The organism is Synechococcus sp. PCC 6312, from assembly GCF_000316685.1.
Classification (GTDB): domain Bacteria; phylum Cyanobacteriota; class Cyanobacteriia; order Thermosynechococcales; family Thermosynechococcaceae; genus Pseudocalidococcus.
In genome coordinates, this window is record NC_019680.1 from 612,482 (window position 1) to 636,605 (window position 24,124).

Sequence of the window (24,124 nt, forward strand, 5' to 3'; positions counted from 1 at the left end):
GATAATTTTTATATTACCGACTAGTCAGTGGATGGATAACTTATCAAAGAGTTGCGAACTTGAGTATTCTAAAGCGGGTTAGGTTGTCAGGAACAGGGCGAGGGCTTACTTTATTTTTCCTTGGGTTACTGACCGGATTATCCTTGCCACCGTGGGGAATTTGGGGTCTGGCCTGGGTTGGGTTAGCTCCGGTGTGGATCGTTGCAACAGTTAACGCTGACAAAAAAGGAATTGGGGCTAGATTTCGGCAGGGATTTTTTTGGGCTGCGTGTTGGGGATTGGGGTTTTATGGTTGGGGCCTGGCCTGGATTACCGGGCTACATCCCTTGACGTGGATGGGGTTATCTCCGGTGCAGAGCCTTGCCGTGGCATTGGGAGCCTGGTTCATTGTTACAGTCTGGGGGGTAGTGCTGGTCGGGGCCTGGGGAGGAATCATGGCAGCCCTGATCACTCAGGAAAAATCTTGGCTGTTGGAATTGCTGATGGGGGTGACACTTTGGTGCTTATTAGAGGGCCTTTGGACACGCTCGCCCCTCTGGTGGACATCCTATGCTTTAACTCAGAGTCCGGGAAATTTAGCAATTCTCCATTGGGGACAAGTATCAGGCCCTAATACTATTTGTGGGTTGTTACTGCTGGTGAATGGGATGATAGCCCAGGCCTGGAAGCAATCCTTAACCTATCCCAAACGTCTCAAACTCTGGTTACTCCCAATCTTAGTTTGGGGAATCACCCAAGGGATTGGCTGGCTCTGGCTCCAAACACCCTTATCCCCCCATAACCAGGCCCCACTGCAAATTGGGCTGATCCAGGGCAATATCCCCACCCGAATTAAACTCACGCCTCGCGGCATTAACCAGGCCCTAGAACGATACAGTCAAAGCTATCAGAGCTTAGTTAATCAAGGGGCGGATGTGGTTTTAACTCCAGAAGCGGCCATTCCCCTAGTCTGGCCTGATCCAAGATTAAATGAGCTAAATCATGGGATTGCTGAACATCAAATTCCCCTGTGGTTGGGGGTTTTTATGCCTGTCCCCAATCAAACCAATACCCTGACCCAAAGTTTAATTACCCTGACGGGGAAAACAACTCCTTTTAGTCAGTTCAATAAAGTCAAGTTAGTCCCCTTGGGTGAATATATCCCTGAATTTTTACAAGGGTTTATCTCCCGCCTTTCCACCGCCACATCCCAATTACGCCCAGGCACGTTAGATCAACAGTTTCAAACCCCCTTTGGCCCAGCTATTGTTGGCATTTGCTTTGACTCAGCATTTTCCGGTGTGTTTCGAGCTCAAGCCCAGCGGGGTGGACAGTGGATTATGACCGTAGCGAATAATGATCCCTACGATGCCACGATGATGCGACAACACCAGGCCCAGGACATTCTCAGAGCCATTGAAACCGACCGTTATGGGATCCGCGCCACCAATACCGGGCTTTCTGGCGTAACAGACCCCCATGGACACACCCTTTGGTTATCTGATTATCGAGAGTGGCAAACCTATCTGGCCAAAATCTATCTGCGACAAACCCAAACCCTCTATGTCCAATATGGAGACTGGTTAACCCCTATTCTGGTGGGGCTAGGAGGGGTATGGTGGCTGCAAACAACGCTCTCAAAGTCATGACCGCGCCCCATCAGCACAACCTCGGAACAAATGCCCCCTTATCCCGTTCTGGTATAAACTGATTTCTCAATTGCGAATCCTTATTTAGTCCCCCTTCTACCCCACCCCCTGGTCACGATGCTATGCTCCTCCTCAGCCGTCTCTTATTGCGTCAAATTGCCCCGCCTAGTTTCCTGGGACTCATCACTTGGTGGCTGTTAATCACCCCAGGCCTGGCCTTGGAATTACGGGTAGCGGTGCAGCAAAATCTCTCACAGGTGAAGGTCGCGAGTTCAACCCCAGCCAATATTCTTGATAGTAATGGGCGGCAAATTGCCAATTTACAAGTCTTACAGGGAACGGCAGTTTTATCGGGCAGTGGCGTTAGTTTGGGGCGGATGTCGGGGTCGCGTTTATGGATTGAACCCACCCAAGGCGGCTTAGTCCAAGTGGGAGAACGGTGGTATCGGGGGCGGTTGGAATTGATTGGCACGGGTAAGGGACTGGCGGCTGTGAATCACATTGATTTAGAAGCCTATCTTCCCAGTGTCGTGGGCAAGGAAATGTATCCCACCTGGCCCCTAGAATCTCTCAAAGCCCAGGCCGTTGCCGCCCGTACCTATGCCCTTTATCGGCGCGGCCGGGAACTTAGACGGGGAACAAGTCTATTTGACTTAGGTGATTCTGTCTTATTCCAGGCCTATCCAGGAGTGGCGACAGAAACAGCAAGTACTATTACCGCAGTGCAAGCAACCCAGGGCCAAGTCCTCACCTACAACGGGCAACTCATCGAAGCGGTCTTTCATTCGGCATCCGGTGGGCATACCGAAAACTCGGAGCAGGTCTGGTCTGGAGCGGTTCCCTACCTCCGCGGCGTGCCTGACTTTGACCAAACAGCCCCCGTGTATCAATGGACAATTCAACTCACAGCAACCCAACTGCGGCAACGCATTCCCGGTATTGGTAACATTTTGGCGTTTCAACCGACTCAAGTTAGCCCTCAAGGTCGGATTATGCAAGTTCAGGTGATTGGGGATGCTGGCACAAGGACAATGACAGGGCCGCAGATTCGTTCAGCCTTGGGCCTCCGTTCAACCCTCTTTACGACTCAACCGGAACTCCCCCTCGTTGCCAGCCAAACTAACTCCCGCATTCCACCGAGTAGTTTTCTCATTTCGGGGCGTGGGAGTGGCCATGGCCTGGGGATGAGTCAGTGGGGAGCCTTGGGCATGGCCAATCAGGGTTATACCTATGACCAAATTCTCACCTACTATTACCAAGGAGTCACCATTAGCCAGATGAGGAATTAATCTTAGCCCACCCCTCAAATGAGAAGAGAACTTAGGCTCAGGGTTTAAGGGCGTGGTGTTTCAGGTCTTCTAAGGCAACATGGTTTAGAGCCGCGATATGGGTTGATTCCAGGATAACGGGCGGGGCTACTCCCATCACTAGTGCTTCATGCCAGCGGCTTGCACATAAACACCAGCGATCTCCCGGTTTCAGGCCTGGAAAATTGAAGTGGGGCGCGGGTGTCGTCAGATCATTCCCTTGGTCTTTGGTGTAATTCAAAAAGGCGGGCGTAACTTGGGCGCAAACCACATGGACACCCCGATCATCTGGCCCTGTCTCGCAGCAACCCGTGCGATAAAAGCCTGTCATGGGATTGGTACTGCAAGTTTGGAGGGGAGTTCCGAGAACATTTTTAGGGGACTGATTTAACTCATCGAGGTTCAAAATGGGGCCTCCAGGATGTGAAATTTATACGCATGGTATTACCCTTTCAGGGCTGGATTAGGGCAAGGCAGAGAGCCGTTCATTGGCACGCCCAAGCAGAGTTCTAGCTCATTCTGGACACTGCCGAGCACCTATTCCCCAGTTTAAACCCCGGAAATCCGAGAATTTGGAGTCATTAACGTTGACAGTGCGGATCCTTTAGCCAAGAACATCCAGGAGGGCTTGGCCCATTTCTTGGCAGCCTAAAAGGGTCATCCCCGGCCCCATCAAATCCCCTGTCCGTTTGCCCTGATCCAAAACGGTTAAGACTGCCTGTTCAATGGCCTGGGCCGGGCCGGGTTGATGAAGACCATAACGGAGCATCATCGCAGCACTCAGTACCATAGCCAAAGGATTTGCTTTATTTTGACCGGCAATATCTGGAGCAGAGCCATGAACGGGTTCAAACACCCCAGGCCCGGTAGATCCCAAACTGGCTGAAGGGAGCATCCCAATACTGCCTGTTAACATCGCCGCTGCATCCGATAAAATGTCCCCAAATAGGTTCCCAGTCACAATCGTGTCAAATTGCTTAGGAGCGCGTACCAACTGCATCGCCGCATTATCCACATAGAGATGACTGAGTTCCACATCAGGATAGTCTTGGGCTAACAAACTCATCCGATCCCGCCAGAGTTGGGAGACTTCTAAGACATTAGCCTTATCTACCGAACAGAGTCTTTTCCCCCGCTGTCGGGCTGTCTCAAAGGCCACTCGCCCAATCCGATCAATTTCCGACTCGGTATAAGCCATCGTGTTTACACCCCGTTTTTCCCCGGATTCCGTGCTAAAAATCCCCTTGGGCTGACCAAAGTAAATTCCTCCCGTCAGTTCCCGCACCACCATAATATCTACACCGGCGACAATTTCTGGCTTCAGGGAAGACGCCTCAATCAGTTGCGGCAAAATCTGGGCGGGCCGTAAATTGGCAAACAACCCCAGGCCAGCCCGCAGTCCCAACAAACCCGTCTCTGGGCGTAAATGCCGGGGTAAATTGTCCCATTTGTAGCCCCCAATGGCAGCTAATAACACCGCATCACTCTGCCGACAAGTTGCCAATGTTTCCGGGGGTAAGGGGTCTCCAGTCGCATCAATCGCCGCACCGCCCATCAAGGCTGGGGTAAATTTCCAAGAGAGACCAAATTTTGGGGCCACCGCTTCAAGAACAGCAACAGCAACGGCCATAATTTCCGGGCCAATGCCATCACCAGCCAAGAGAGTAATGCGATAGGAGGTCATAGGAATCAGGGTTTCCAGCAGAAAAATGGTCAAAGGGAGTTATTGACTGGCCGCAACGGTGGCAGCTTCCTCAGGGGGGTTGGTGACACCCAAACGAATTTCTGAGCAGAAGGTAGCCATACTAAAGCCACCAAATCGCTTCAGAATACTGGTGCGCAGGCGCAAATTGGGACTGGCAAACCAAAGCCGTTCTTCGGAGTACATGGTTTCATATTCCGTAATCAGGGTGAGGGAACCATCATCCCCCATCACATATCGTCCAGCCACGGGTGTTTTTTCCGCATAACCGACTTCCCGTAAAAGTTTACCTGTTTGGGAATCCGGGGCATCGGGAACCGTGACTAAAACCGTAGAGCCTTCATGCTTTTCTTCATCCCAGGCCATGGTGCCATCCCAACTGACCCGTGCCCCACAACTGGCTAAGGCCGGATCAACTTGATATTGTTCACACAAAGCAATAACCGCTGAATCCGTAACTGGAACTAACTCAATCCTTAACTGAGACTGGCCCGACTCGGTTTGTTTGAAGGCCAGGTGATGACTAGTCCGTTGAGAAAACCAGCGACCGGAACTCTGGCCAAAAAATTCTTGAATATCCATGTATCTAATTGATGAATGTTTATTTATTTTAGGCTGATTCCTCCGCCCAATTTCGCTCTTTGTCCCTAGGCCTGGTTGCTAATGTCGGCCCCCAGTAATCGAGAAATAAAAATTTCTAAGGAGCGGATTAGGAAAATGCCGCGGGCTGGGTGGGCTTTGTTGGCCATAGGACGGACTAAAATTGTAAACATTCCTAAGCGGTTGCCGGCCAAAACATCCGTGAAGACTCGATCTCCGACCATCGCGACTTGGGCATTGGGTAAATTCATCGCGTGTAGAGCCTGGCGCAGTTTACGACGAGAGGGTTTGGCCGCTCCCATCAAAAACGGGACTCCCAAGGTTTCGGCAATCCGGCGAATCCGACTGTGATTGAGATTGTTACTAACCAACCAGAGGGACACCTGCCCTTTAATGTCCGTTAACCAGGCCAGGACTTCTGGTGGGACATCCTCCTCCCAAGTTGGTACGAGGGTATCATCCACATCCAGAATCAAACCCTTGAGATCATGCTCTAACAACAACGATGGTGTCAGCAACAGGACATTTTCCCCGAGAACAAGATTGGGCTGGAGTAGGGACGCAAAATCCAACGGGGTCATCACTAAATCCTGAATGTGATCAATCGAATGATCAAGTCATACTTAAAAACGATAGTTAATCTGATCCCAAAACCAGGGTAGCTTACCAATCCTCTTCCTCATCACCCACCCAGTCAACGAGGTGCTTTTCGAGATGCTCTTCAATTAAGGGTTGAATGTGTTGAAAATCCTGGGGGGAGAGAACTTCTGGTTTATGACCAGGCCGGAGGCGGGCCACCAAGAGCATTGGACTGAGGGGCATATAGATGGCATATTCTCGATCCTGATGAAAGAACTTGGAACCCAGGGGCTGATATTCTTCCTCCTGTTCGCTGCCTTCATCTTCTTCAAAGGTGACAATTTCCACCTCATCTGCCAATGGCACTTCCCCTTCCACGGTTAGGAAATGGGCCGTTCGTTTCAACATCAAGTTTTGTTCTGCCAAGATAGCCCGAGCAATATCAAAAACCGGGTCAATGTCCTCATCTTCCAGGGGTATTAAGGTTTCTTCATCATCGCTATCAGCCAGCACCACAAAGATTTCCACCGGAAAATCAATCGGCTGTAACAGCGCATATTCTTGATCACTAAATTTCAGACTAAATTCAATAAAACAATCGAGTGCTCGCCCAAACTCATCGAGCAGGGTCACTTGCTCACGCTCTTGCTGAGGATCCGTGGGTGACCACTCTGAGTTATTGTTCTGCCCGGTGTTGTTTCGACCCATGATGATTGTTTAGTTATCCCTTATGGCTACGAAGCATAACACTTGGCTGTCACCGCTGAACGTTGCTGATCAAGCCATTGTTGGAGAATGATCGCCGCCGCTTGGCTATCAACCGTCAGTTGGGAGGTGGATCGCTGCCGATGGGAATGCCGCCGATAGCCCCGTTGCCGTAACATTTCTTCGGCCTGGTAAGAGGTGAGCCGCTCATCCACAAAAACAACAGGGAGATTTAGGACTTCTGCCAACCGTTCTCCCCAGCGTTGGACATGACGGGCCTGGGTCCCAATTTCGCCGTTCATCCGAAAAGGCAAACCAACGACTAGCTGCTGAACCTCGCGTTGCTGGCAAATGCGACCAATGGCCTGGGCATCTTCCGTAAAGGAGCGATGAATCAAAGTCTCCAGGCCAAAGGCAATTAGACCCAATTGATCGCAGGCCGCTAAGCCAATCCGTTTCCGGCCAAAATCCAGGCCTAGGGCCGAAATCATCAATTATGCTTCCAAAGGATAAACACTAATCCGTTTGCGACTTTTACCAAACCGTTCAAAGGTCACTACTCCCTCAATGGTGGCAAACAAAGTATCATCACTCCCCCGGCCCACATTGGTTCCAGGATGGACTTTTGTGCCCCGTTGCCGAATGAGAATATTACCCGCTTTGACCACTTCCCCACCGAAGCGTTTGACCCCCAGGCGTTGCGCGTTTGAGTCACGACCGTTACGGGTACTGCCGGTGCCTTTCTTATGTGCCATTGGTTGATTCTCCCTTAATTTTGTGAGCAGATTAACAGATTAACTCGGTAAAAACACTGGATGGTTGACGAACCGAGATCAAGATTAGGCGGTGACAACTTCGGCTGAGGTTTCCCCAACAATCGAGCGACCGTCAACCAAAATATCTGTCACCATAATCCGGGTTAGCTCTTGACGATGCCCTTGCTTTTTACGGGTCTTTTTCTTGGGCTGCATTTTGTAAATCACGATTTTCGGCCCCCGCAGATGTTGCATAACCTCAGCCGTCACCACCGCTCCAGTCACCAAAGGTTGGCCGACGAGAACCTCTGTCCCAGTTTGTACCAGGAGGACTTGATCCAGGGTTAAGGTTGTTTCTGGGTCAGCAGGGATCTGATTCACATCAAAAAATCGGCCGGGTTCGACTCGCAGTTGTTGGCCGCTGGTGGCAATAATGGCATAGGTCATCGCAAAAACTCCATATGCTGCCGTAGAGGTGGGGTGGGGTCAATAACCGTCCCTTGTAACCTGGTTCGAGCAGTCTAAAATAATCTGACAATTTTCAATCATAGTTAATTTTAGGGAGTTCCGTCAATCTTTGGGTCCAGGGGTTATGGCGCAGTCCTGATCAAATGTGCTGATTCCTTAAAGACGGTCTAAAAACCTCTGCACCTCTGAGGCTGTGGGTTGGGGAGCAGTTGCGCCGGCTCCTTGGGTAACCATCGCCCCGACTGCACTGGCAAATTGGAGGGATTGAGTGAGGAATGTTGCATTGGTGAAGGCATTTTGCAGCTCCTTCACTGGACAGAGGCAATGGAGGAGTCCGGCGACAAAGCCATCCCCCGCCCCTGTGGTATCCGTAACCTTGACCCTAAAAGCCGGTAATTCTCCCGAAATTATCCCTGTTGAAAATTGACAGCCCCGTTCCCCATCCGTCACCACCACCAGGCCAATGTGTCCTTGCACCTGATCTTTAATTCTGGCTGGCTCTGTGGTCTGAAATAGCCAAGCGGCCTCTTCCGCTGCGAGTTTAATCACCTGGGCCTGGGGTAAAAGTTCCAGAATTAAGGATTTTGCTAAGTCAGGGTCTTTCCAGAAAATCGGCCGCCAGTTGACATCTATTAACACCTTGATTTGCTGGAGGTGAGCCAATTCCAAAACTCGGCCCAAGGCCTGTCCGGTAGTGGCTGTGGCAAATCCTAAGGTTCCTAAGACTAAAAATTGGGCCGACTCGATGAGGGATTTGGGTAAGGCCTTAGCCTGGAGCTGTTCATCGGCAAAGAAAGGGGAATCTGCCGGAGCAAACCCGACAAACTCGCGGTCGCCATTGGCCTGGTGTTGAACTAGAACTTGACGGGTGGGGGCCTGGTTTACCCGTTGAATACCGGTCAGATTAACCCCCAGGCCCTGTAATTGTTCAACAATCCGATCTCCAATCGCATCTTTCCCGACTGCCCCAATAAACCCCGCCGGAGTTCCCAGCTTGACCAGGCCAGCGGCGACATTGGCCGGCGCACCCCCTAAATAACAATGCCGTTGATTATCTTTCGTAATACAGTCTTCTAAGACCTCCCCAAAACAGAGCACAGAGGGCAGCATCAGCACAGAAGCAGCAGAATGCATAATAGAAGCAGTAAAACAACAATGTTGGTTGCATTATTCCACGGGATTGCCCTATGCCCCAAAATCAGACCGCCTACTCCTCGGACGATTTACAAGGAATTTTGAAAATTGCCCTCTCTCGTCAACAAAACCAGGGAGAATTTTCTTGGGGTGATCTGGTGGAAATTGCGGGGGAACTGGGCCTAACTCCGGGTGACTTAGTCATTGCGGAAAAGGAATGGCAAGCTAAGCAAACCATCCAGGCCAAGCAGGCAGAATTTGATTTACTCAGGCAACGGCAATTGGGGCAACGGGTCGGGCGTTACCTTCTGATTGGCAGTGCTTGTGTGGGCTTAAATGCACTCATGGGTTGGGGCACACCTTGGTCGCTCTATGTATTGCTGGGTTTAAGCCTGCGCCTCAGTCTCCAGGCCTGGGTCGTCTATCAGCCCAAGGGGGAAGCTTACGAGCAAGCCTTTCAACGCTGGTATCGGCAGCATCAGTTCCGGGGGTGGCTGAGTCGGTGGACAAGTCGGTTACTCCAAAGCACATTGCCCCAATAAGTTCCTCGACTCAAGCATCTTGGGCTGGACAGACTGGCAGGGCCATAAACTGGGGGTTGAAATGGGCATCAAACGCTGCTTGTCCCTGGAGTAAATACCAGACTCCTTCCATCATGCTGGCAACCCTGGCAACGCCCCAGGCCGGCAACAGCACCCCTAGCAGTAAGTAGAGACAACCCCAAAGATATTGACGCAGATAAAATTTATGCAGGCCAGGCAGTAACAATCCGGCAACGGCTAAGAGAATCGCGACGGCCCGATTTTTGTAGATGGGTTTGGGCCTAATCTGACCTGACAGTGGCACAAAAAATTTCCCTAAATGTCCGTTCATTGGTTTTACATATCCTCACCCAGCTTAGGCATAACTTGTGAAAGCTACCGTTACCTAGACTACGAGCATCGCCCGGAATTTATAGCATATGGCTGAGAGTGTTAGTGCGTACGGTTAAGGAACGGTTAGCCCCCACCCGGCCTGGAAACAATCGGGCATAATGAACACAAGTTAAATAGGTATAAATCTCTATGACCGCTGCCCAAGAATTACCACCACAAAACTTAAAACCGGCCTGGAAAACGATTTTTTTCATGGCGTTGGTGCATTTGGGGGCCTTGTGCGCCTTAATTCCTGGCACCTTTAGTTGGTCAGGCTTAGCCGTTGGCGGAGTTTTATTTTGGCTGACTGGGGGCCTGGGAATTACCTTAGGCTGGCATCGCCTCTTGACCCATCGGAGTTTTCAATTACCCAAATTTTTAGAATATTTCTTTGCCTTTTGTGGGGCCTTGGCCTGTGAAGGGGGCGTGATCGAATGGGTGGGTCTGCATCGGAACCATCATCTCCACTCGGATCATGAACAGGATCAACATAATTCTCGGCGCGGGTTTTGGTGGAGCCACATGGGTTGGATGCTCTCAGAAATCCCAGCCAAGGTAGAAATTGACCGCCTGACGAAAGATATTAATCAAGACCCGGTTTATCGCTTCTTAGATGATCACTTTATCTTGATCCAAGTCGCCTTTGGCCTGGTGTTGTATGCCCTTGGGGGATGGTCTTGGGTCATCTGGGGAATTTTTGTCCGTCTCGTGGCGGTGTACCATGTCACTTGGTTTGTCAACAGTGCCACCCATCAATTTGGTTATCGCACCTTTGAAACTGATGACTACTCGACCAACTGCTGGTGGGTGGCCCTTTTGGCCTTTGGCGAGGGCTGGCACAATAACCATCACACCTACCCCCACTCCGCCCGACATGGGTTGCAATGGTGGGAATTCGACCTAACTTGGCAGACGATTCGCCTCTTAAAGGGCTTGGGCTTAGCTAAAAAAGTCCGCTTGGTCACGGCAACTGGGGGGATGGCGGGGGAGCCAGTTGAAGACTGATGGCCGGATCAGAGGGCAATCTCAAGACAAGGTTAGTTGGCAACAATTCCCGACCACTGTACCTGTTTGATTCGCTCTCGCCGATAGGAAAAGAATCGTTGGTGATCCTGGAATGTGCAGCAAGGGGCGATTGCAATTTGCTCAGGGGCGATGCCAAGATGCTCAAGTTGTAAAGCATTAACTCGCCGCACATCCAGCCGGACTCGACCGGGGGTGGGGTCTGGGCTCAAAGGGGAATGTTCTAAATTTTGCAGATGCTCTAAAACCGCCTCAGGGGTTGAATCCGAATTGGGTCTGGGCAAAGTTAGGGTTTGACCAACTGTAACCGCAACGTCTAGGGCAACCTGATAATTACTCCCCGCAATCGCAGGGCCAAGGGCAATCCGTAAATCTTGAATTTGACTACCTCCAGCTCGTAGTTTTTCCACCGTCAGGGGGGTAATACCCAAGGCAGTGCCTCGCCACCCCGCGTGAATCGCAGCCACTTTTCCGGTTTTTATATCTCCAATTAAGACCGGCACACAGTCGGCACTACAAACCCAAACCGCTTGATTTTGCAGCGAAGAGACTAACGCATCTCCAGGCAGTTGGGCTTCATAATTAAGGCTTGTAATGCCCTTTTCTTGGATAGCAGCGGTGGTGTGAATCAGATTGCCATGGACTTGCTTGACGCGGAAGGGCTGGGCCGGGGCCTGGAGATGAGCCGTTAACTCAACTAAGGATTGTTCTGCAAATTGGCGAGTAAAAAATCCGTGGGAAAATTTACTCAACAAGTCACAGGTGAGATAGTCTCCAACCTCTGTGGATTGCCAGACCCAGCCCTGTTCTCTGTCCATGATCAACCTACATCATGCCCATCCCGCCCATTCCTCCCATGCCACCCATCCCGCCCATACCACCAGGCCCACCGGCCGGCATTGCAGATTTGGGTTCAGGCTTTTCGACAACCAAGGCTTCAGTGGTTAAGACCAGTCCAGCGACAGAACCGGCATTTTGCAGGCCCGAACGCACGACTTTGGCTGGGTCAATAATCCCGGAGGCAATCAGGTCTTCATAGGCGCCAGTGGCCGCATTAAACCCGATGTTGAAGTCAGCCGCCCGGACATTTTCGACAACCACAGCCCCTTCTTGACCGGCATTATTGGCAATTTGGGCCAGGGGAGCTTCCAAGGCCTTGATGACAATTTTGGCTCCGGTCTGTTCTTCCCCGGACAGCGTGGGCAAGAGAGCCGTGATTTTCTCAGTTAAATGCAACAGAGTTGTCCCACCCCCCGGCACAATCCCCTCGGCAACGGCGGCTTTGGTGGCATTCAGGGCATCTTCAATCCGAAGTTTGCGATCCTTGAGTTCGGTTTCCGTGGCCGCCCCAACTTTGATCACCGCCACACCGCCGGCCAATTTGGCAATCCGTTCCTGGAGTTTTTCCTTGTCGTATTCAGAATCGCTCGCTTCCAGTTGTTTGCGGATTTGGGCGACCCGTTCCTTCACGGCAGCTTCTGTCCCGCCACTGCTGAGGATCGTCGTCGTGTCTTTCGTCACCGTCACCTTACTGGCCTGGCCGAGCATTCCGACCTCTACTTGATCTAAGGTGAGACCAATTTCTTCCGAGATGACCTGTCCGCCCGTGAGAACGGCAATATCCTGCAACATGGCTTTGCGGCGATCCCCAAAGGCTGGAGCCTTGATAGCAATGGTGTTGAGGACTCCCCGGAGTTTGTTGACCACCAAGGTAGCTAGGGCCTCGCCTTCAATGTCTTCCGCCAAAATCACTAACGGACGGCCAGAACGGGCTACCCCTTCCAGGGCAGGAATTAAGTCTTGGATGCTGCTGATTTTTTTGTCCACAATCAGCAAGAAGGCATCGTTAAATTCAGCGATCATCCGCTCGGCATCGGTGACAAAGTAGGGGGAAATGTAGCCGCGGTCAAACTGCATCCCTTCCACGACTTCAAGTTCGGTGCTGAGGGATTTGGATTCCTCTACGGTGATCACCCCATCTTTGCCGACTTTATTCATGGCTTTGGCAATCATGGCTCCCACTTCCGGGTCATTACCGGCGGAAACACTGGCCACCTGGGCAATCATATCGCCAGTCACTGGTTTAGCAACGGCTTCAATCCCCGTCACCACCGCGGCAATGGCTTTATCAATTCCTCGGCGTAAGGCCACAGGGTTGGCTCCGGCAGCCACATTTTTCAGGCCTTCTTGGATCAGGGCCTGGGCTAAAACCGTCGCGGTTGTTGTGCCATCACCAACCACATCATTGGTTTTGGAGGCGACTTCCCGCATTAACTGCGCGCCCGTGTTTTCGAGGGGATCTTCAAGTTCAATTTCTTTGGCAATGGTGACACCGTCATTAATGATTTGGGGCGCGCCATAGCTTTTTTCAATCACAACATTTCTGCCTTTGGGGCCGAGGGTAATCCGCACGGCATCGGCCAGGGCATTAATCCCTTTTTCGAGTGAGCGGCGGGATTCTTCGTGGAAAATGACGATTTTACTCATGGAGTCGTAATTCCTCTGGTGGGCCCGTGAATCTGTGAGCGCAAAAACTTGTTAGACGAGCCATTTAACAGGACTGATTTTAGCACTCTCACTTGGTCAGTGCTGATGTGAGGGCCTGGAGGGATCACCGAACTCGAGGCTAAATTCTCGATACCCGGCCCGGCTGGTTATGGACAGGAGCAAAAACTTTCCGCGCAAGATCCGGTGACTAGGTTGGCTTTTCCAGGCCTGGCGGTGAGGGCGAGCAACTTTTTTAGAGCAGCATCGGATAATTTGCTTTAGGTGGCCAGGGCCTGGTTTTGCAAGTCCAGCAATTCCTTGATGCCAATTTCAGCTAAATCCAACATCTGATTGAGTTGATGACGGCTAAAGCTACCGGATTCGGCCGTGCCTTGGACTTCTAATAATTCGAGATGTTCAGTCATGACCACGTTAAAATCCACCATTGCGGCTAAGTCTTCGGGATAATTGAGATCCAAACAGGGTTGATTTTCCACCAGGCCCACGGATACGGCCGCCACTTGATGCTTGATCGGCAACTGGGACAGTTCTCCTTGATTGATCAGCAGCAACAAGGCATCCACTAAGGCCACATACCCGCCCGTAATTGCCGTGGTTCTGGTTCCCGCATCGGCCTGTAAAACATCGGCATCCACTAAGATGGTTCGCTCCCCCAGGCCCCCCAAATCTAAGGCAGCCCGTAAACTTCGCCCAATCAAGCGTTGAATTTCTTGAGTCCGGCCCGACAACTTATACAATTCTCGTTCTTGGCGTTGTGGCGTTGCGCTGGGTAGCATCCGATATTCTGCCGTTAACCAACCCTGGCCAGATCCTTCTAAAAATTTAGGCACCCCCGGTCGGACGGAAACTGTACATAAAACCCTGGTTTGCCCACAACTGGCCAAAACGGAACCAGGGGTGAATTGAGTAAAATTACGCTGAAAACTGACCGGCCGGAGTTGCTGCCAGTCGCGGCCATCGGGTCGTTGCCAAGTCATAGGGTTTGAATCACGCCTTATCTAAATCGGCCGGGTTGCCTTTACCCAGAATAATTCATTCTGCCCCCCTTGACGGTTCTGTATATCTAGTGTTGACTAAGGACAAACTCAAAGGTTCTACACTATATTTGTGGCCGGTTAGCCCCTAGGGTCATCTGGTGAGGGTCTGGTTTTTTGACCTCAGGCCTGGTTGAGAGTGATTTATTGCCCCCCTTGTCTGCGCTGGTCTCCTATGGTTTCCCAACTCGTTGAATTACGTCCCTATGCTGATGCCGCTCCTCAGGCCAAGAGTCAGCCCCCTTACTGTGTTGAGGGTCTTATCCAGGTCTTTACGGCCAAACATCGGAGTTTCTTTACGGCAGTGATGGCCCAAGCTCTCACCATTGCCGGCCAAGGAACCCCAGTTTTAGTCGTGCAGTTTCTCAAAGGTGGGATTAATTTGGGAGTTGCGCGGCCGATGACCTTGGGACAGCACCTAGACTGGGTTCGCTGCAATGTTCAGCGGTGTTTGACTCAAAATGATCTGAATGAACGTGAGACAACAGCCCTGGCCCAGTTATGGGCGTTTACCAAGGAGTCCATTTGCAAGAGTCAGTACAGCTTGGTGGTCTTGGACGAGTTGAGCTTGGCGATACATCTAGGTCTGATTCCCGAAGCAGAGGTGATTGATCTGTTGGCCAACCGCCCTCGCCAGATTGACATTATCTTAACCGGCCCAGCCATGTCTCCCGGCCTGTTGGAACTTGCGGATCAAGTCACAGAACTACGCCGCACCTATCGCACCTGAGTCCTGATCCAGTTCCCCTGGAAAAATCGCGGCCCAGGCCTGGGATTACCCCATCCCTCCCTAGGAGTGCCTCTCTCTAAGCTAGGATGGGAAGGAAGAGTCTAGTTTACTGGACTTTATTGCTTTTTCGGTGTCGGAGGAGTGGGTCTAGCCCGCTTTTTTTATGGCCATGAATCTGAGCCGCCAGCCTCGATAGGATTACCCGTGTAAGGCTGCACATGACCAGATCAACAGGTGCTTCTTCAATGCCGACTTTCAAGCTTACCGCTGGTTCAGAACCATCTGTGTCATGCCATCGGTCAAGATGACTCATTCGACTCCCCTTGTTTTGATTGATGTCCCTGCGTTTATGTCTCACCCGTTAATTCCCATTGTTCATGATCTGGCTAAACCTGTGGCGAGCCAACTGGGCCTGGAAGCGGTGGCCGTTTACTTTTATACCCATCACTCTCCCCCGACCCTGCGCGTGGATATTCGCCACCCCAACCGGGATATTACCCTGGAAGACTGCACCCAAATGAGCCATTGCTTAGAAGAGGTTTTGGATGCGAGTGATCACGTGACAACCGCCTATGTTCTGGAAATTTCTAGCCCCGGCCTGTCTAATGATTTAACCACTGACCGAGATTTCAAGTCGTTTCGGGGGTTTGCGGTTCAGGTCACAGTCCATTCCCCAGACCATGGTCAGCAGGCCTGGGAGGGAACCCTGATTGGGCGGGATGAGGCTGCGGTTTACCTGAATCAAAAAGGGCGCAAAATTACGATCCCCCGGGATCAGGTGTCTCTGGTGCAGTTACAAGAGGGGCCGAGTTAGCCTCTCTGAGATTGAATTCAAGTTGTTATGGAGTTGTTGTTATGAGTACCTATCGGTTGCCTGGCCTGCGGGAAATGCTCAATCAAATTAGTCGGGAGCGAAACTTACCCAAAGCCTCTGTCCAAGAAGCCCTGGAAGAGGCCTTACTCAAAGGTTATGAACGGTTTCGCCGCAGTCAGCGTCTAGACCAAAGCCACTTTGATGAAGAGTACTTTAGTAATTTCCTCGTCGAACTGGACCCCGATGATGAAGGCTTTCGGGTTCTTTCCACCAAAACCATTGTCGAAAAAGTTGATAATCCCGATCACCAAATTGCCCTGACCGATGTTCTAGAAGTGGTGGAAGATGCGGAACTGGGCGATAACGTGGTTCTGGATGTCACCCCCGATCAACAGGAATTTGGGCGGATGGCAGCGATTCAAACCAAGCAAGTCCTCTCTCAAAAATTGCGGGATCAACAACGTCGCCTTGTCCAAGAAGAGTTTCAGGATTTAGAAGGGACGGTTTTATTGGCCCGAGCCTTACGATTTGAACGGCGATCTGTAATCATGGCGGTGCGCAGTGATGCCCTCCAACCCGAGGTCGAGGCGGAACTCCCCAAGCGGGAACAACTCCCCAATGACAACTATCGAGCCAATGCTACTTTTAAGGTCTATCTGAAGCGGGTTAAGGATGGGCCGCAGCGGGGGCCACAAATGGAAGTTTCCCGAGCCGATGCTGGCCTAGTGGTCTATCTGTTTGCCAATGAAGTTCCCGAAATTGAGGATGAAATTGTCCGTATCGTGGCCATTGCCCGGGAAGCAAATCCACCAAATCCGAAAATTGGCCCCCGAACAAAAATTGCTGTTGATACCCTCGAGCGAGACGTAGATCCAGTTGGAGCGTGTATTGGTGCTAGGGGGGCGCGTATCCAGGCCGTGGTAAATGAACTGCGGGGTGAAAAAATTGATGTGATCCGCTGGTCTCCGGATCCTGGTACCTATATTGCCAACTCCCTCAGCCCGGCGAAAGTTGAGGAAGTCCGCTTAATCAACCCCACCCAGCGAATTGCCCATGTCCTAGTGGCTCCCGATGTGATTAGTTTGGCCATTGGGCGGGAAGGACAGAATGTGCGTTTAGCGACCCGATTAACGGGCTGGAAAATCGAAGTCCGGGATGCGACCACCTATGATTACGAGAGTGAAGATCGTAAAGCCGAGTCGGCCTGGGAATCAGAGGAGCAAGAAGAAGACCTGGAATTAGACGCGGCTGTCGAGGTCAACCGTGAAGCCGAAACCGATTTGCTGCTCCCAGAGGACGCTGAGGAATAGTCGTCTCACGATGCCACCCCATACTCGCCGTTGTCTCAGTTGTCGTTGTCTTGGCCACAAGTCAGAGTTTTGGCGGGTTGTGCGGTTGGCTCAGTCCCAGACCGTGGTTTTAGATCAGGGCCAGGGCCGTTCCGCCTATTTATGTCCCCAGGCCAGTTGCCTCCACCAGGCCCGGAAAAAAAATCATCTCGGTCGTGTCCTCAAAGCCCCGATCCCAGCAGAAATCTACACCGCCCTCGCCAGCCGCTTGACAACCATCAGGGAGGATGAATCAAGTTCTCCACTTCTAGAGAGACCATCTAAACTCCCCAAGCGGCCGACAAGGCAGAAAGATGGACTGTCCCAACCCCCTGATCATGCCGGACTTGGCCACTGTCCCTAGGGAATCGCCACCGTCTCTAAGAGTTCATGAACTAGGGCCTGGTTATTTCGTCCACCAGCAGTAATTAACCGATGACTGAGGACATGGGGGGCAAGATATTTAACATCATCGGGAATGGCATAGTCACGGCCCTCCAAAAAAGCCAAGGCCTGGGCGGCCCGATAGAGAATGACGGTTCCCCGCGGACTCACTCCCAAAGTAATATGGTCTGTGTCTCGCGTCGCCCGGACTAAGGCCAAAATGTATTTCTGCAAGGGATCCTTAATTCGGACTTCTTGAACCTGAAGACGCAACATCTGAATATCTTCTAGGGATAAACAGGGTTCCAAGCTGGTAAAGGATTGCGGGGTTTGCAGACGTTGTAGCATCTGGAGTTCTTCTGTTTCGGCGGGGTATCCCAAACTTAAGGCGAGGGCAAAACGATCCAACTGGGCCTCTGGAAGCGGAAATGTCCCTTGATACTCCACCGGGTTTTGGGTCGCAATTACGAAAAAGGGTTGGGGTAAGTCATAGGTCACCCCGTCAATCGTGGCCTGGGTCTCTTCCATAACTTCCAGTAAGGCGGACTGGGTGCGGGGGGTGGCTCGGTTGACTTCATCCACTAGCAAAATATTCGTAAAGACGGGGCCGGGGCGGAACTCAAAACTGGCGGTCTGAGGATTCCAAATATTGGTTCCGGTTAGGTCGGTGGGTAACAGATCCGGCGTGCATTGGATGCGATGAAATTGACCGGCGATGGAACGGGCCAGAGCCTTCGCTAAGAGCGTTTTACCCACTCCAGGCACATCTTCCAAAAGCACATGACCATGGGCAAGAATAGCGACCATCACCAAGCGAATGGCATCCTGTTTCCCCACCATGACCTGATTGAGGTTGTTCAGGAGCCGACTTAAAGGTTCACGCATAAAAATTTAACGAGTTGATCGTTACGGGTTTCAATAGGATAACGAAGAAGGGTAGGCCCTAACCCCTACACCATAAACCATGTTGAATGAACTGCTATTGGGGGATGGACACCATGCTCAAGCCCTTGGAGATTTACAACTAGGGGGTCGGGGTTAAAATAGGAAAACTCTTCACGTCCCGATCATGGAATTGATTTTGTCCCAATGACATCCCCTGCTGCCGATCAACCCCTCAGACTTGGGCGTAACCCCGGCCTGCAAATTAGCCATGATGCCCTCGATCGGCAAACCTTGACCCCGATGTTGCAACACTACGCGGACATGAAGGATCAATATCCCCATGCTCTGTTGCTCTATCGGGTGGGTGACTTTTACGAAACCTTTTTTCAGGATGCCTGTACCATTGCCCGCGAGTTAGAACTGGTTTTAACCGGGAAAGAAGGGGGCAAAGATATTGGTCGGATTGCCATGGCCGGTGTCCCCCACCATGCCTTAGAACGCTATTGTCGCCAATTAGTCGAAAAAGGCTATGCCATTGCCATCTGTGACCAAGTGGAAGACCCGGCCCAGGCCCAGGGACTCGTTAAACGGGAAGTGACCCGGATTTTTACCCCCGGCACTGTTCTTGATGAGGGCTTGTTACAGCCTCGGAAAAATAATTTTCTAGCCGCAGTCATCTTGGCGGGCAACCACTGGGGCCTGGCCTATGCTGATGTTTCCACCGGGGAATTTCTCACCACTCAAGATCAAGAGCGGGAAAACCTTCATCAGGAACTGACCCGTCTTCAGCCCTCGGAAATTCTCTTGGCCAGTGAAGCCCCTGATCTCAATCGCCTCTTGCGGCCGGGGGAAGGGGGAGAATTATTACCCCAGGGTTTACCCACTCAGTTTTGCTATACCCTACGGCCGATGGCGGAGTTTCATCATCCAGAAGCCCGGCAACGCTTACTGGAAACCTTTGGGGTGCGCTCTCTGGAGGGCCTGGGCTGTGAACGGTTAACCTTAGCCACTCGGGCCGCCGGAGGACTCTTAGGCTATTTAGCGGATACCCATCGTGGGCAACCGATTCCCCTGCAACCCCTGAGCACGTATCAACTGGCAAACTATTTGATCCTCGATCAACAAACTCGGCGCAACTTAGAGTTAACCCAAACGTCTCGAGATGGCACGTTTCAAGGTTCCCTGTTGTGGGCCATTGACCGCACCTGTACAGCCATGGGGGGCCGGCTCTTACGGCGTTGGCTCTTACAGCCCTTATTAAATATCCCAGCAATTCAAGACCGCCAGGCCACAATTCAAGAACTGATCAGCCAAACCCATCTGCGTCAAGAAATTCACCGACATTTGCAGCACATCTATGATCTAGAGCGATTAGCTGGTCGCGCAGGGTCAGGTACTGCCAACGCCCGAGACCTAGTTGCCCTGCGTGATTCCTTTGATACGCTTCTCAAGCTGGCCCCAATTCTCGCCACCGCTCAATCCAGTTACCTGACTGCCCTAAAAACCCTACCGCCGGAACTGGAACAACTGGGGGATAAGCTCCATGCCACCCTGGTCGAATCACCGCCCATTGCCTTAATGGAAGGGGGCCTGATCCGGCCTGGGGCCAATTCCGATCTGGATCAGCATCGTCAGCAATTAGAGCAGGATCGCCAATGGTTTGTCACCTTAGAGAGTCATGAGCGAGAACGAACTGGGATTAATAGTCTCAAAGTTGGCTTTAACAAGGCGGCTGGCTATCACATTAGTATTTCTCGCAGTAGAAACCAGGCCCCGCCCCCAGACTATATCCGCAAGCAAACCCTGACCAATGAAGAACGCTATATCACCGCCGAACTGAAGGAACGGGAAGCCCGGTTAATGACGTTACAGACGGATCTGTATAACCTGGAGTATGAAATTTTCCTGGAACTACGAAACGCGGTTGCAGCCCAGGCCAGCTTAATTCGCCAAATTGCCACCGCAGTCGCCAGCATTGATGCCCTGTGGGGCCTGGCAGATGTGGCAATTTATCAAGATTATACTTGCCCAGAACTGGTCGAGAATCGAGAGCTTTTCATTACGGGTGGGCGACATCCAGTCGTTGAACAGGCTTTGCCCGTTGGTTTTTTCGTCCCCAATGATACCCACCTGGGCGGCATTGCCGATTTGATGATTTTGACCGGCCCCAATGCCAGTGGCAAAAGTTGCTACCTACGCCAAGTGGGATTGATTCAACTCTTGGCCCAGATTGGCAGCTTTGTCCCGGCCCAGACCAGTAAGTTAGGCATCTGTGACCGCATCTTTACCCGAGTTGGGGCAGTAGATGACTTGGCAATGGGGCAATCCACCTTTATGGTCGAGATGAATGAAACTGCTAACATCCTCAACCATGCCACCCCAAAATCCTTAGTCTTACTCGATGAAATTGGCCGGGGAACGGCAACATTTGATGGGTTAGCCATTGCCTGGTCAGTAGCAGAATATTTAGCGATGACCATTCAAGCCAGAACGATCTTTGCCACTCATTATCACGAGCTTAATGAACTGGCGAGTTTGTTAAGTAATGTTGTCAATTATCAAGTTGTTGTCAAGGAACTTCCCGATGAAATTATCTTCCTCCATCAAGTCCAACCGGGTGGAGCCGACCGTTCCTATGGGATTGAAGCAGGCCGCCTAGCAGGACTGCCCCCCTCGGTCATTCAACGGGCCCGGCAAGTCATGCAGCAAATTGAACAACATAGTAAAATTGCTCTAGGTTTACGAAAAACCGGGTCGAACTCTTCTAGAACAACGCAACCCGCAACAAAAGTTCATCAAGGACAATTGTTTAGTTATGAGTTGTAATTCAAGATTTCCCTCAGTTCCGTAGTTTTACGGTGGTGGTGGCCGATATTCACAGCCTAGGGTGGAAATAGCCGTAGGGGATTGTTATTAACCCCAATAATCCTCAACCAAGCTAAAAATTCTCCCGCAGGACTCTTGCCCATGTTTAAGTTGCATTGGCCTATGGAAACTCCCTTAAATCCCTCGAACAAGACCACCCATGTGCCAGAGCAACAGAAGCCCATTGGTTTAGCTCAACCATCCCGCGGCTTTGTTCCCCATACAGATGCTGTATTTGTTGCCCCAGTCCCGCGCTTAGTTATTTATTCCCCCTATATGCAGCGTTCCATTGCCCTTGGCCATCAACAGGAATGGGTGATTGGGCGAAACAAGGATAGTACAATCGTCCTTCCCGATCGCTGGTCATCCCGCCATCATGCTGTTGTCAAAGCGGATGAACGAGGTAACTTTAATCTAGTCGATTTAGAAAGCTTAAATGGGACATTTGTTAATAGTCAAAAAATTAGTAAGCCTTACCTCCTCAAACATCGTGACATTATCACCATTGGTGAAACGGAAATTCAATTTATTTACCCTAATCCAGGCCCGATATTAGATGGCTCGGTGCAGGGAAATCGGTTTGTTTTGATGACCCACGCCTCACGGGTACAAGGGGAAATGTGGCGGGAAATTCTCAACTCCCAAGGTATTTCGACCATTTGGGGCAGTTCCCACTTTGAGCTAGAGAAAGTGATCGGCCAAGTGGAGGGCCTAGGCATTACAGCCAATTTATTGATGCTAGATCTGGGGATGCCAAAAACCAATCCCTATGACTTCTGCCGCCGCTACCATGCCAGCTATCCAGATTTGGGAATTATTCTACTGAATGGGATGCGCACTGAGATTCACGAAGCTGAACGGAAATGGGCCAAAAATCAAGGCGCGTTGAATTTATTTGCCGCCCTGCCTCGGGAGCATCTCTTCGCGGAAGTAACGGAAATTGCTAACCGCCTGCAAATTATCTCCCAGGCTCTAGATTGGCCGATGATCAACGGGGAAACCCTAACCGCCACACTCATGCATCTTCAGTCAGAAACCGATGATATTGCCTCTGGGTTCTTCTAAGCAACCAGAATCTAGGGAATCTCACCCACAATATTCCTCAGACCGATCAGCAGCCCCCAGAATCATGTCTAGGCATTTGGTGGCCCAGCCTGAGTTAGTCAAACATCCGAAAGTAGGGGGGACGGGTGGGTGCGCCGGGTTCTTTTTCCAAATTAAAATTAATGACATCCCAACAGGGAGCCGTTTTGGCATCGGGACTAAACTCCACAGGCAAGCCATACAAGCGTAATTTTTGTCCTTCCCCAGTGCGCCATTGGGTGCCCCGCTCTAAATAGCTACTGATCAAATCCTGGTAGCGCTTGGCAATCACAACTCGGGTGGCGCGATAGCCTTGGGTATACAGCCGATCCAGAGCCTCGTGAATTTCAAAGCGGATCCCATCGGGGTGGGTATGTTGGCGATACCATTCATCCTGCCACAGCCGCCAATGTCGTCCAGATTGTAGATGCACCAACTCGCCAGATTTAGGATCAGCCTCAAAGGGGCCATGGCGTGGACAGAGATAGGTATCAGTCAGAGTCAGAGCGGGAATCAACTGCCGACAATGGGGACAGGAAATTTCGGGGCCGAAGATGGGATACTGTAAGCCAATCAGGGTCATGAAAAGCCAAAAGAAAAACAGAAAGGCCAGAACGGTGACTCATTCGCTTTATTATATGGCTCCCTCACCCGGATCCCCAGTAATTTAGGTAACTGAGTCGTGATTGAGGATGGTTCAGAGATAGACTATCCTTTTTGAGTGGTCAGAAATGGCAACCTGAAGATCAGAGCAAAATTTAATTCTCAATATCAGTAAAGGTGAGCGCGTGGCGATAGCATGGGTGTTTCCGGGACAAGGGTCGCAACAGGTGGGCATGGGCCTGGAACTGTGGGAAACAGAACTCGGTGAACAACGTTTAGGGGAAGCGGAAGCCATTTTGGGTTGGTCGGTGGCGACTCAATGTCAAGCCCCTTTGGAAGAATTGTCCCAGACCCAATTTACCCAACCCTGTCTATACGTGCTGGAGACGGTCTTGGCAGATTTGGCCCAGGCCAAGGGACTTAAACCCGACTATTTGGCTGGCCATAGCCTGGGGGAATATGTGGCCCTCTATGCTGCGGGGGTCTTTGATTTTGCCACGGGGCTGAAATTAGTCAGGCAACGGGCTGAACTGATGAGCCAAACCGCGAACGGCACAATGGTGGCCCTCATTGGCTTTGACCGCGAGCAATTAGACTCAGTCATTGAGGCGGCGGATCAAGTGGTATTGGCCAATGATAATCATCCCGGCCAAGTTGTGATTTCTGGGGATGCCGAAGCAGTCCAGGCCCTCCTGAGTCAAATTAAAGTCAAACGGGCCGTCCCCCTACCGGTCAGTGGGGCGTTTCATTCTCCCTTGATGGCCAATGCCGCCCAGGCCTTTGCCGATGTTTTAGCGACTATTCCCTTCCAACCCGCTCAAGTGCCAGTCCTGGCCAATGTTGAACCCCAGGCCACCACAGACGCAGATGTCATCAAGGCCCGCCTCATGGCCCAAATGACCGGATCAGTCCGCTGGCGAGAAACCTGTCTGAACTTGGCTGAATTGGGAGTGACAGAGGTGATAGAAATTGGCCCCGGTCATGTTCTCACGGGCCTGGTAAAACGCTGTACTCCCAATCTGGGCCTGGTTAATATCATGGGTCTGGATGATTTAGCTGCCCTTTAACTTAAAAA

Annotated in this window: 26 protein-coding genes; 11 read left to right on the plus strand and 15 right to left on the minus strand. The window is 51.4% G+C overall.

Annotated elements, in window-relative coordinates; all coding sequences use genetic code 11:
• Window positions 1-59: 59 nt before the first annotated feature.
• Window positions 60-1,628: an apolipoprotein N-acyltransferase gene (lnt, locus tag SYN6312_RS02935; protein ID WP_172636032.1), complete on the plus strand. Its 1,569-nt coding sequence runs from the start codon at window positions 60-62 to the stop codon at window positions 1,626-1,628.
• Between the two features lie 122 nt (window positions 1,629-1,750).
• A complete protein-coding gene (locus SYN6312_RS02940; protein WP_015123375.1) occupies window positions 1,751-2,917 on the plus strand; it encodes a SpoIID/LytB domain-containing protein in 1,167 nt (388 codons plus the stop codon).
• Between the two features lie 37 nt (window positions 2,918-2,954).
• Here SYN6312_RS02940 and SYN6312_RS02945 read toward each other — a convergent pair whose 3' ends face one another.
• The 9 genes from SYN6312_RS02945 to SYN6312_RS02985 form a co-directional block, all read right to left on the minus strand.
• Window positions 2,955-3,341 carry a DUF2237 family protein gene (locus SYN6312_RS02945; RefSeq protein WP_015123376.1) on the minus strand — a complete coding sequence of 129 codons (387 nt, stop codon included), beginning with the start codon at window positions 3,339-3,341 and terminating at the stop codon, window positions 2,955-2,957.
• A 198-nt stretch (window positions 3,342-3,539) separates the two neighbouring features.
• Complete coding sequence (gene leuB / locus SYN6312_RS02950) at window positions 3,540-4,619, minus strand: 3-isopropylmalate dehydrogenase (protein ID WP_015123377.1); 1,080 nt, start codon at window positions 4,617-4,619, stop codon at window positions 3,540-3,542.
• Between the two features lie 39 nt (window positions 4,620-4,658).
• Window positions 4,659-5,219, minus strand: coding sequence for a phycobiliprotein lyase (locus SYN6312_RS02955; RefSeq protein ID WP_015123378.1), 561 nt, complete (start codon window positions 5,217-5,219; stop codon window positions 4,659-4,661).
• 65 nt (window positions 5,220-5,284) lie between these two features.
• Window positions 5,285-5,818 (minus strand): YqeG family HAD IIIA-type phosphatase, encoded by a 534-nt coding sequence (locus SYN6312_RS02960; RefSeq protein ID WP_015123379.1) that lies wholly within the window; start codon window positions 5,816-5,818, stop codon window positions 5,285-5,287.
• Window positions 5,819-5,900: 82 nt separating this feature from the next.
• Window positions 5,901-6,524 carry a DUF3727 domain-containing protein gene (locus SYN6312_RS02965; RefSeq protein ID WP_015123380.1) on the minus strand — a complete coding sequence of 208 codons (624 nt, stop codon included), beginning with the start codon at window positions 6,522-6,524 and terminating at the stop codon, window positions 5,901-5,903.
• A 26-nt stretch (window positions 6,525-6,550) separates the two neighbouring features.
• Window positions 6,551-7,012: a Holliday junction resolvase RuvX gene (gene ruvX, locus SYN6312_RS02970; RefSeq protein ID WP_015123381.1), complete on the minus strand. Its 462-nt coding sequence runs from the start codon at window positions 7,010-7,012 to the stop codon at window positions 6,551-6,553.
• Between the two features lie 3 nt (window positions 7,013-7,015).
• Complete coding sequence (gene rpmA, locus SYN6312_RS02975) at window positions 7,016-7,276, minus strand: 50S ribosomal protein L27 (RefSeq protein ID WP_015123382.1); 261 nt, start codon at window positions 7,274-7,276, stop codon at window positions 7,016-7,018.
• 84 nt (window positions 7,277-7,360) lie between these two features.
• Window positions 7,361-7,723, minus strand: a complete 363-nt coding sequence (gene rplU / locus SYN6312_RS02980; RefSeq protein ID WP_015123383.1) for a 50S ribosomal protein L21 — start codon at window positions 7,721-7,723, stop codon at window positions 7,361-7,363.
• 177 nt (window positions 7,724-7,900) lie between these two features.
• Window positions 7,901-8,854, minus strand: a complete 954-nt coding sequence (locus SYN6312_RS02985) for a carbohydrate kinase (RefSeq protein ID WP_083853550.1) — start codon at window positions 8,852-8,854, stop codon at window positions 7,901-7,903.
• A gap of 77 nt (window positions 8,855-8,931) precedes the next feature.
• Between SYN6312_RS02985 and SYN6312_RS02990 the strand changes: the two genes are divergently transcribed.
• Entirely contained in the window at window positions 8,932-9,420 is a 489-nt protein-coding gene (locus tag SYN6312_RS02990) for a 2TM domain-containing protein (protein WP_015123385.1), read from the plus strand.
• Between the two features lie 10 nt (window positions 9,421-9,430).
• Here the strand turns inward: SYN6312_RS02990 and SYN6312_RS02995 are convergent, their stop codons facing one another.
• The gene (locus SYN6312_RS02995; protein WP_015123386.1) at window positions 9,431-9,751 is read right to left on the minus strand and encodes a TM2 domain-containing protein; all 321 of its coding nucleotides are present in this window, start codon (window positions 9,749-9,751) and stop codon (window positions 9,431-9,433) included.
• A gap of 191 nt (window positions 9,752-9,942) precedes the next feature.
• Between SYN6312_RS02995 and SYN6312_RS03000 the strand changes: the two genes are divergently transcribed.
• Window positions 9,943-10,797 carry a fatty acid desaturase gene (locus SYN6312_RS03000; protein ID WP_015123387.1) on the plus strand — a complete coding sequence of 285 codons (855 nt, stop codon included), beginning with the start codon at window positions 9,943-9,945 and terminating at the stop codon, window positions 10,795-10,797.
• Window positions 10,798-10,829: 32 nt separating this feature from the next.
• On the opposite strand, the gene pgeF is transcribed toward SYN6312_RS03000, so the two are convergent.
• The 3 genes from pgeF to rph all read right to left on the minus strand — a co-directional run bounded on the left by pgeF (window position 10,830) and on the right by rph (window position 14,300).
• Window positions 10,830-11,633: a peptidoglycan editing factor PgeF gene (pgeF, locus tag SYN6312_RS03005; RefSeq protein ID WP_015123388.1), complete on the minus strand. Its 804-nt coding sequence runs from the start codon at window positions 11,631-11,633 to the stop codon at window positions 10,830-10,832.
• 7 nt (window positions 11,634-11,640) lie between these two features.
• Window positions 11,641-13,302 (minus strand): chaperonin GroEL, encoded by a 1,662-nt coding sequence (groL, locus tag SYN6312_RS03010; protein WP_015123389.1) that lies wholly within the window; start codon window positions 13,300-13,302, stop codon window positions 11,641-11,643.
• A 278-nt stretch (window positions 13,303-13,580) separates the two neighbouring features.
• The gene (rph, locus tag SYN6312_RS03015) at window positions 13,581-14,300 is read right to left on the minus strand and encodes a ribonuclease PH (RefSeq protein WP_015123390.1); all 720 of its coding nucleotides are present in this window, start codon (window positions 14,298-14,300) and stop codon (window positions 13,581-13,583) included.
• Window positions 14,301-14,532: 232 nt separating this feature from the next.
• Here rph and SYN6312_RS03020 point away from each other — a divergent pair, with 232 nt between their 5' ends.
• The 4 genes from SYN6312_RS03020 (at window position 14,533) to SYN6312_RS03040 (ending at window position 17,593) form a co-directional block, all read left to right on the plus strand.
• A complete protein-coding gene (locus SYN6312_RS03020) occupies window positions 14,533-15,087 on the plus strand; it encodes a P-loop NTPase family protein (protein ID WP_015123391.1) in 555 nt (184 codons plus the stop codon).
• Between the two features lie 349 nt (window positions 15,088-15,436).
• A complete protein-coding gene (rimP, locus tag SYN6312_RS03030; protein ID WP_041430546.1) occupies window positions 15,437-15,901 on the plus strand; it encodes a ribosome maturation factor RimP in 465 nt (154 codons plus the stop codon).
• A gap of 41 nt (window positions 15,902-15,942) precedes the next feature.
• Window positions 15,943-17,211, plus strand: a complete 1,269-nt coding sequence (gene nusA, locus SYN6312_RS03035) for a transcription termination factor NusA (RefSeq protein WP_015123393.1) — start codon at window positions 15,943-15,945, stop codon at window positions 17,209-17,211.
• A gap of 10 nt (window positions 17,212-17,221) precedes the next feature.
• Window positions 17,222-17,593: a YlxR family protein gene (locus SYN6312_RS03040; protein ID WP_015123394.1), complete on the plus strand. Its 372-nt coding sequence runs from the start codon at window positions 17,222-17,224 to the stop codon at window positions 17,591-17,593.
• On the opposite strand, the gene SYN6312_RS03045 is transcribed toward SYN6312_RS03040, so the two are convergent.
• A complete protein-coding gene (locus SYN6312_RS03045) occupies window positions 17,590-18,498 on the minus strand; it encodes a MoxR family ATPase (protein ID WP_015123395.1) in 909 nt (302 codons plus the stop codon). The genes SYN6312_RS03040 and SYN6312_RS03045 overlap by 4 nt on opposite strands.
• A 204-nt stretch (window positions 18,499-18,702) precedes the next feature.
• Between SYN6312_RS03045 and mutS the strand changes: the two genes are divergently transcribed.
• Window positions 18,703-21,324, plus strand: a complete 2,622-nt coding sequence (gene mutS / locus SYN6312_RS03050; RefSeq protein WP_015123396.1) for a DNA mismatch repair protein MutS — start codon at window positions 18,703-18,705, stop codon at window positions 21,322-21,324.
• Between the two features lie 162 nt (window positions 21,325-21,486).
• Window positions 21,487-22,428 (plus strand): FHA domain-containing protein, encoded by a 942-nt coding sequence (locus SYN6312_RS03055; protein ID WP_172636033.1) that lies wholly within the window; start codon window positions 21,487-21,489, stop codon window positions 22,426-22,428.
• Window positions 22,429-22,522: 94 nt separating this feature from the next.
• Here SYN6312_RS03055 and SYN6312_RS03060 read toward each other — a convergent pair whose 3' ends face one another.
• Entirely contained in the window at window positions 22,523-23,029 is a 507-nt protein-coding gene (locus SYN6312_RS03060) for a TIGR02652 family protein (RefSeq protein WP_015123398.1), read from the minus strand.
• Window positions 23,030-23,234: 205 nt separating this feature from the next.
• Between SYN6312_RS03060 and fabD the strand changes: the two genes are divergently transcribed.
• Complete coding sequence (gene fabD / locus SYN6312_RS03065) at window positions 23,235-24,116, plus strand: ACP S-malonyltransferase (RefSeq protein ID WP_015123399.1); 882 nt, start codon at window positions 23,235-23,237, stop codon at window positions 24,114-24,116.
• Window positions 24,117-24,124: the final 8 nt, after the last annotated feature.

Coding starts and splice junctions, on each gene's coding strand:
- leuB (WP_015123377.1), bottom strand. CDS start 4,619: ATGACCTCCTATCGCATTACTCTCTTGGCTGGTGATGGCATTGGCCCG.
- SYN6312_RS02995 (WP_015123386.1), bottom strand. CDS start 9,751: ATGAACGGACATTTAGGGAAATTTTTTGTGCCACTGTCAGGTCAGATT.
- SYN6312_RS02960 (WP_015123379.1), bottom strand. CDS start 5,818: ATGACCCCGTTGGATTTTGCGTCCCTACTCCAGCCCAATCTTGTTCTC.
- groL (WP_015123389.1), bottom strand. CDS start 13,302: ATGAGTAAAATCGTCATTTTCCACGAAGAATCCCGCCGCTCACTCGAA.
- rph (WP_015123390.1), bottom strand. CDS start 14,300: ATGACTTGGCAACGACCCGATGGCCGCGACTGGCAGCAACTCCGGCCG.
- SYN6312_RS03055 (WP_172636033.1), top strand. CDS start 21,487: ATGGAAACTCCCTTAAATCCCTCGAACAAGACCACCCATGTGCCAGAG.
- pgeF (WP_015123388.1), bottom strand. CDS start 11,633: ATGGACAGAGAACAGGGCTGGGTCTGGCAATCCACAGAGGTTGGAGAC.
- nusA (WP_015123393.1), top strand. CDS start 15,943: ATGAGTACCTATCGGTTGCCTGGCCTGCGGGAAATGCTCAATCAAATT.
- SYN6312_RS03000 (WP_015123387.1), top strand. CDS start 9,943: ATGACCGCTGCCCAAGAATTACCACCACAAAACTTAAAACCGGCCTGG.
- mutS (WP_015123396.1), top strand. CDS start 18,703: ATGACATCCCCTGCTGCCGATCAACCCCTCAGACTTGGGCGTAACCCC.
- SYN6312_RS02985 (WP_083853550.1), bottom strand. CDS start 8,854: ATGCTGCCCTCTGTGCTCTGTTTTGGGGAGGTCTTAGAAGACTGTATT.
- rplU (WP_015123383.1), bottom strand. CDS start 7,723: ATGACCTATGCCATTATTGCCACCAGCGGCCAACAACTGCGAGTCGAA.
- SYN6312_RS03045 (WP_015123395.1), bottom strand. CDS start 18,498: ATGCGTGAACCTTTAAGTCGGCTCCTGAACAACCTCAATCAGGTCATG.
- ruvX (WP_015123381.1), bottom strand. CDS start 7,012: ATGATTTCGGCCCTAGGCCTGGATTTTGGCCGGAAACGGATTGGCTTA.
- SYN6312_RS03040 (WP_015123394.1), top strand. CDS start 17,222: ATGCCACCCCATACTCGCCGTTGTCTCAGTTGTCGTTGTCTTGGCCAC.
- SYN6312_RS02990 (WP_015123385.1), top strand. CDS start 8,932: ATGCCCCAAAATCAGACCGCCTACTCCTCGGACGATTTACAAGGAATT.
- SYN6312_RS02940 (WP_015123375.1), top strand. CDS start 1,751: ATGCTCCTCCTCAGCCGTCTCTTATTGCGTCAAATTGCCCCGCCTAGT.
- SYN6312_RS03020 (WP_015123391.1), top strand. CDS start 14,533: ATGGTTTCCCAACTCGTTGAATTACGTCCCTATGCTGATGCCGCTCCT.
- SYN6312_RS02955 (WP_015123378.1), bottom strand. CDS start 5,219: ATGGATATTCAAGAATTTTTTGGCCAGAGTTCCGGTCGCTGGTTTTCT.
- SYN6312_RS03060 (WP_015123398.1), bottom strand. CDS start 23,029: ATGACCCTGATTGGCTTACAGTATCCCATCTTCGGCCCCGAAATTTCC.
- rimP (WP_041430546.1), top strand. CDS start 15,437: ATGTCTCACCCGTTAATTCCCATTGTTCATGATCTGGCTAAACCTGTG.
- SYN6312_RS02965 (WP_015123380.1), bottom strand. CDS start 6,524: ATGGGTCGAAACAACACCGGGCAGAACAATAACTCAGAGTGGTCACCC.
- rpmA (WP_015123382.1), bottom strand. CDS start 7,276: ATGGCACATAAGAAAGGCACCGGCAGTACCCGTAACGGTCGTGACTCA.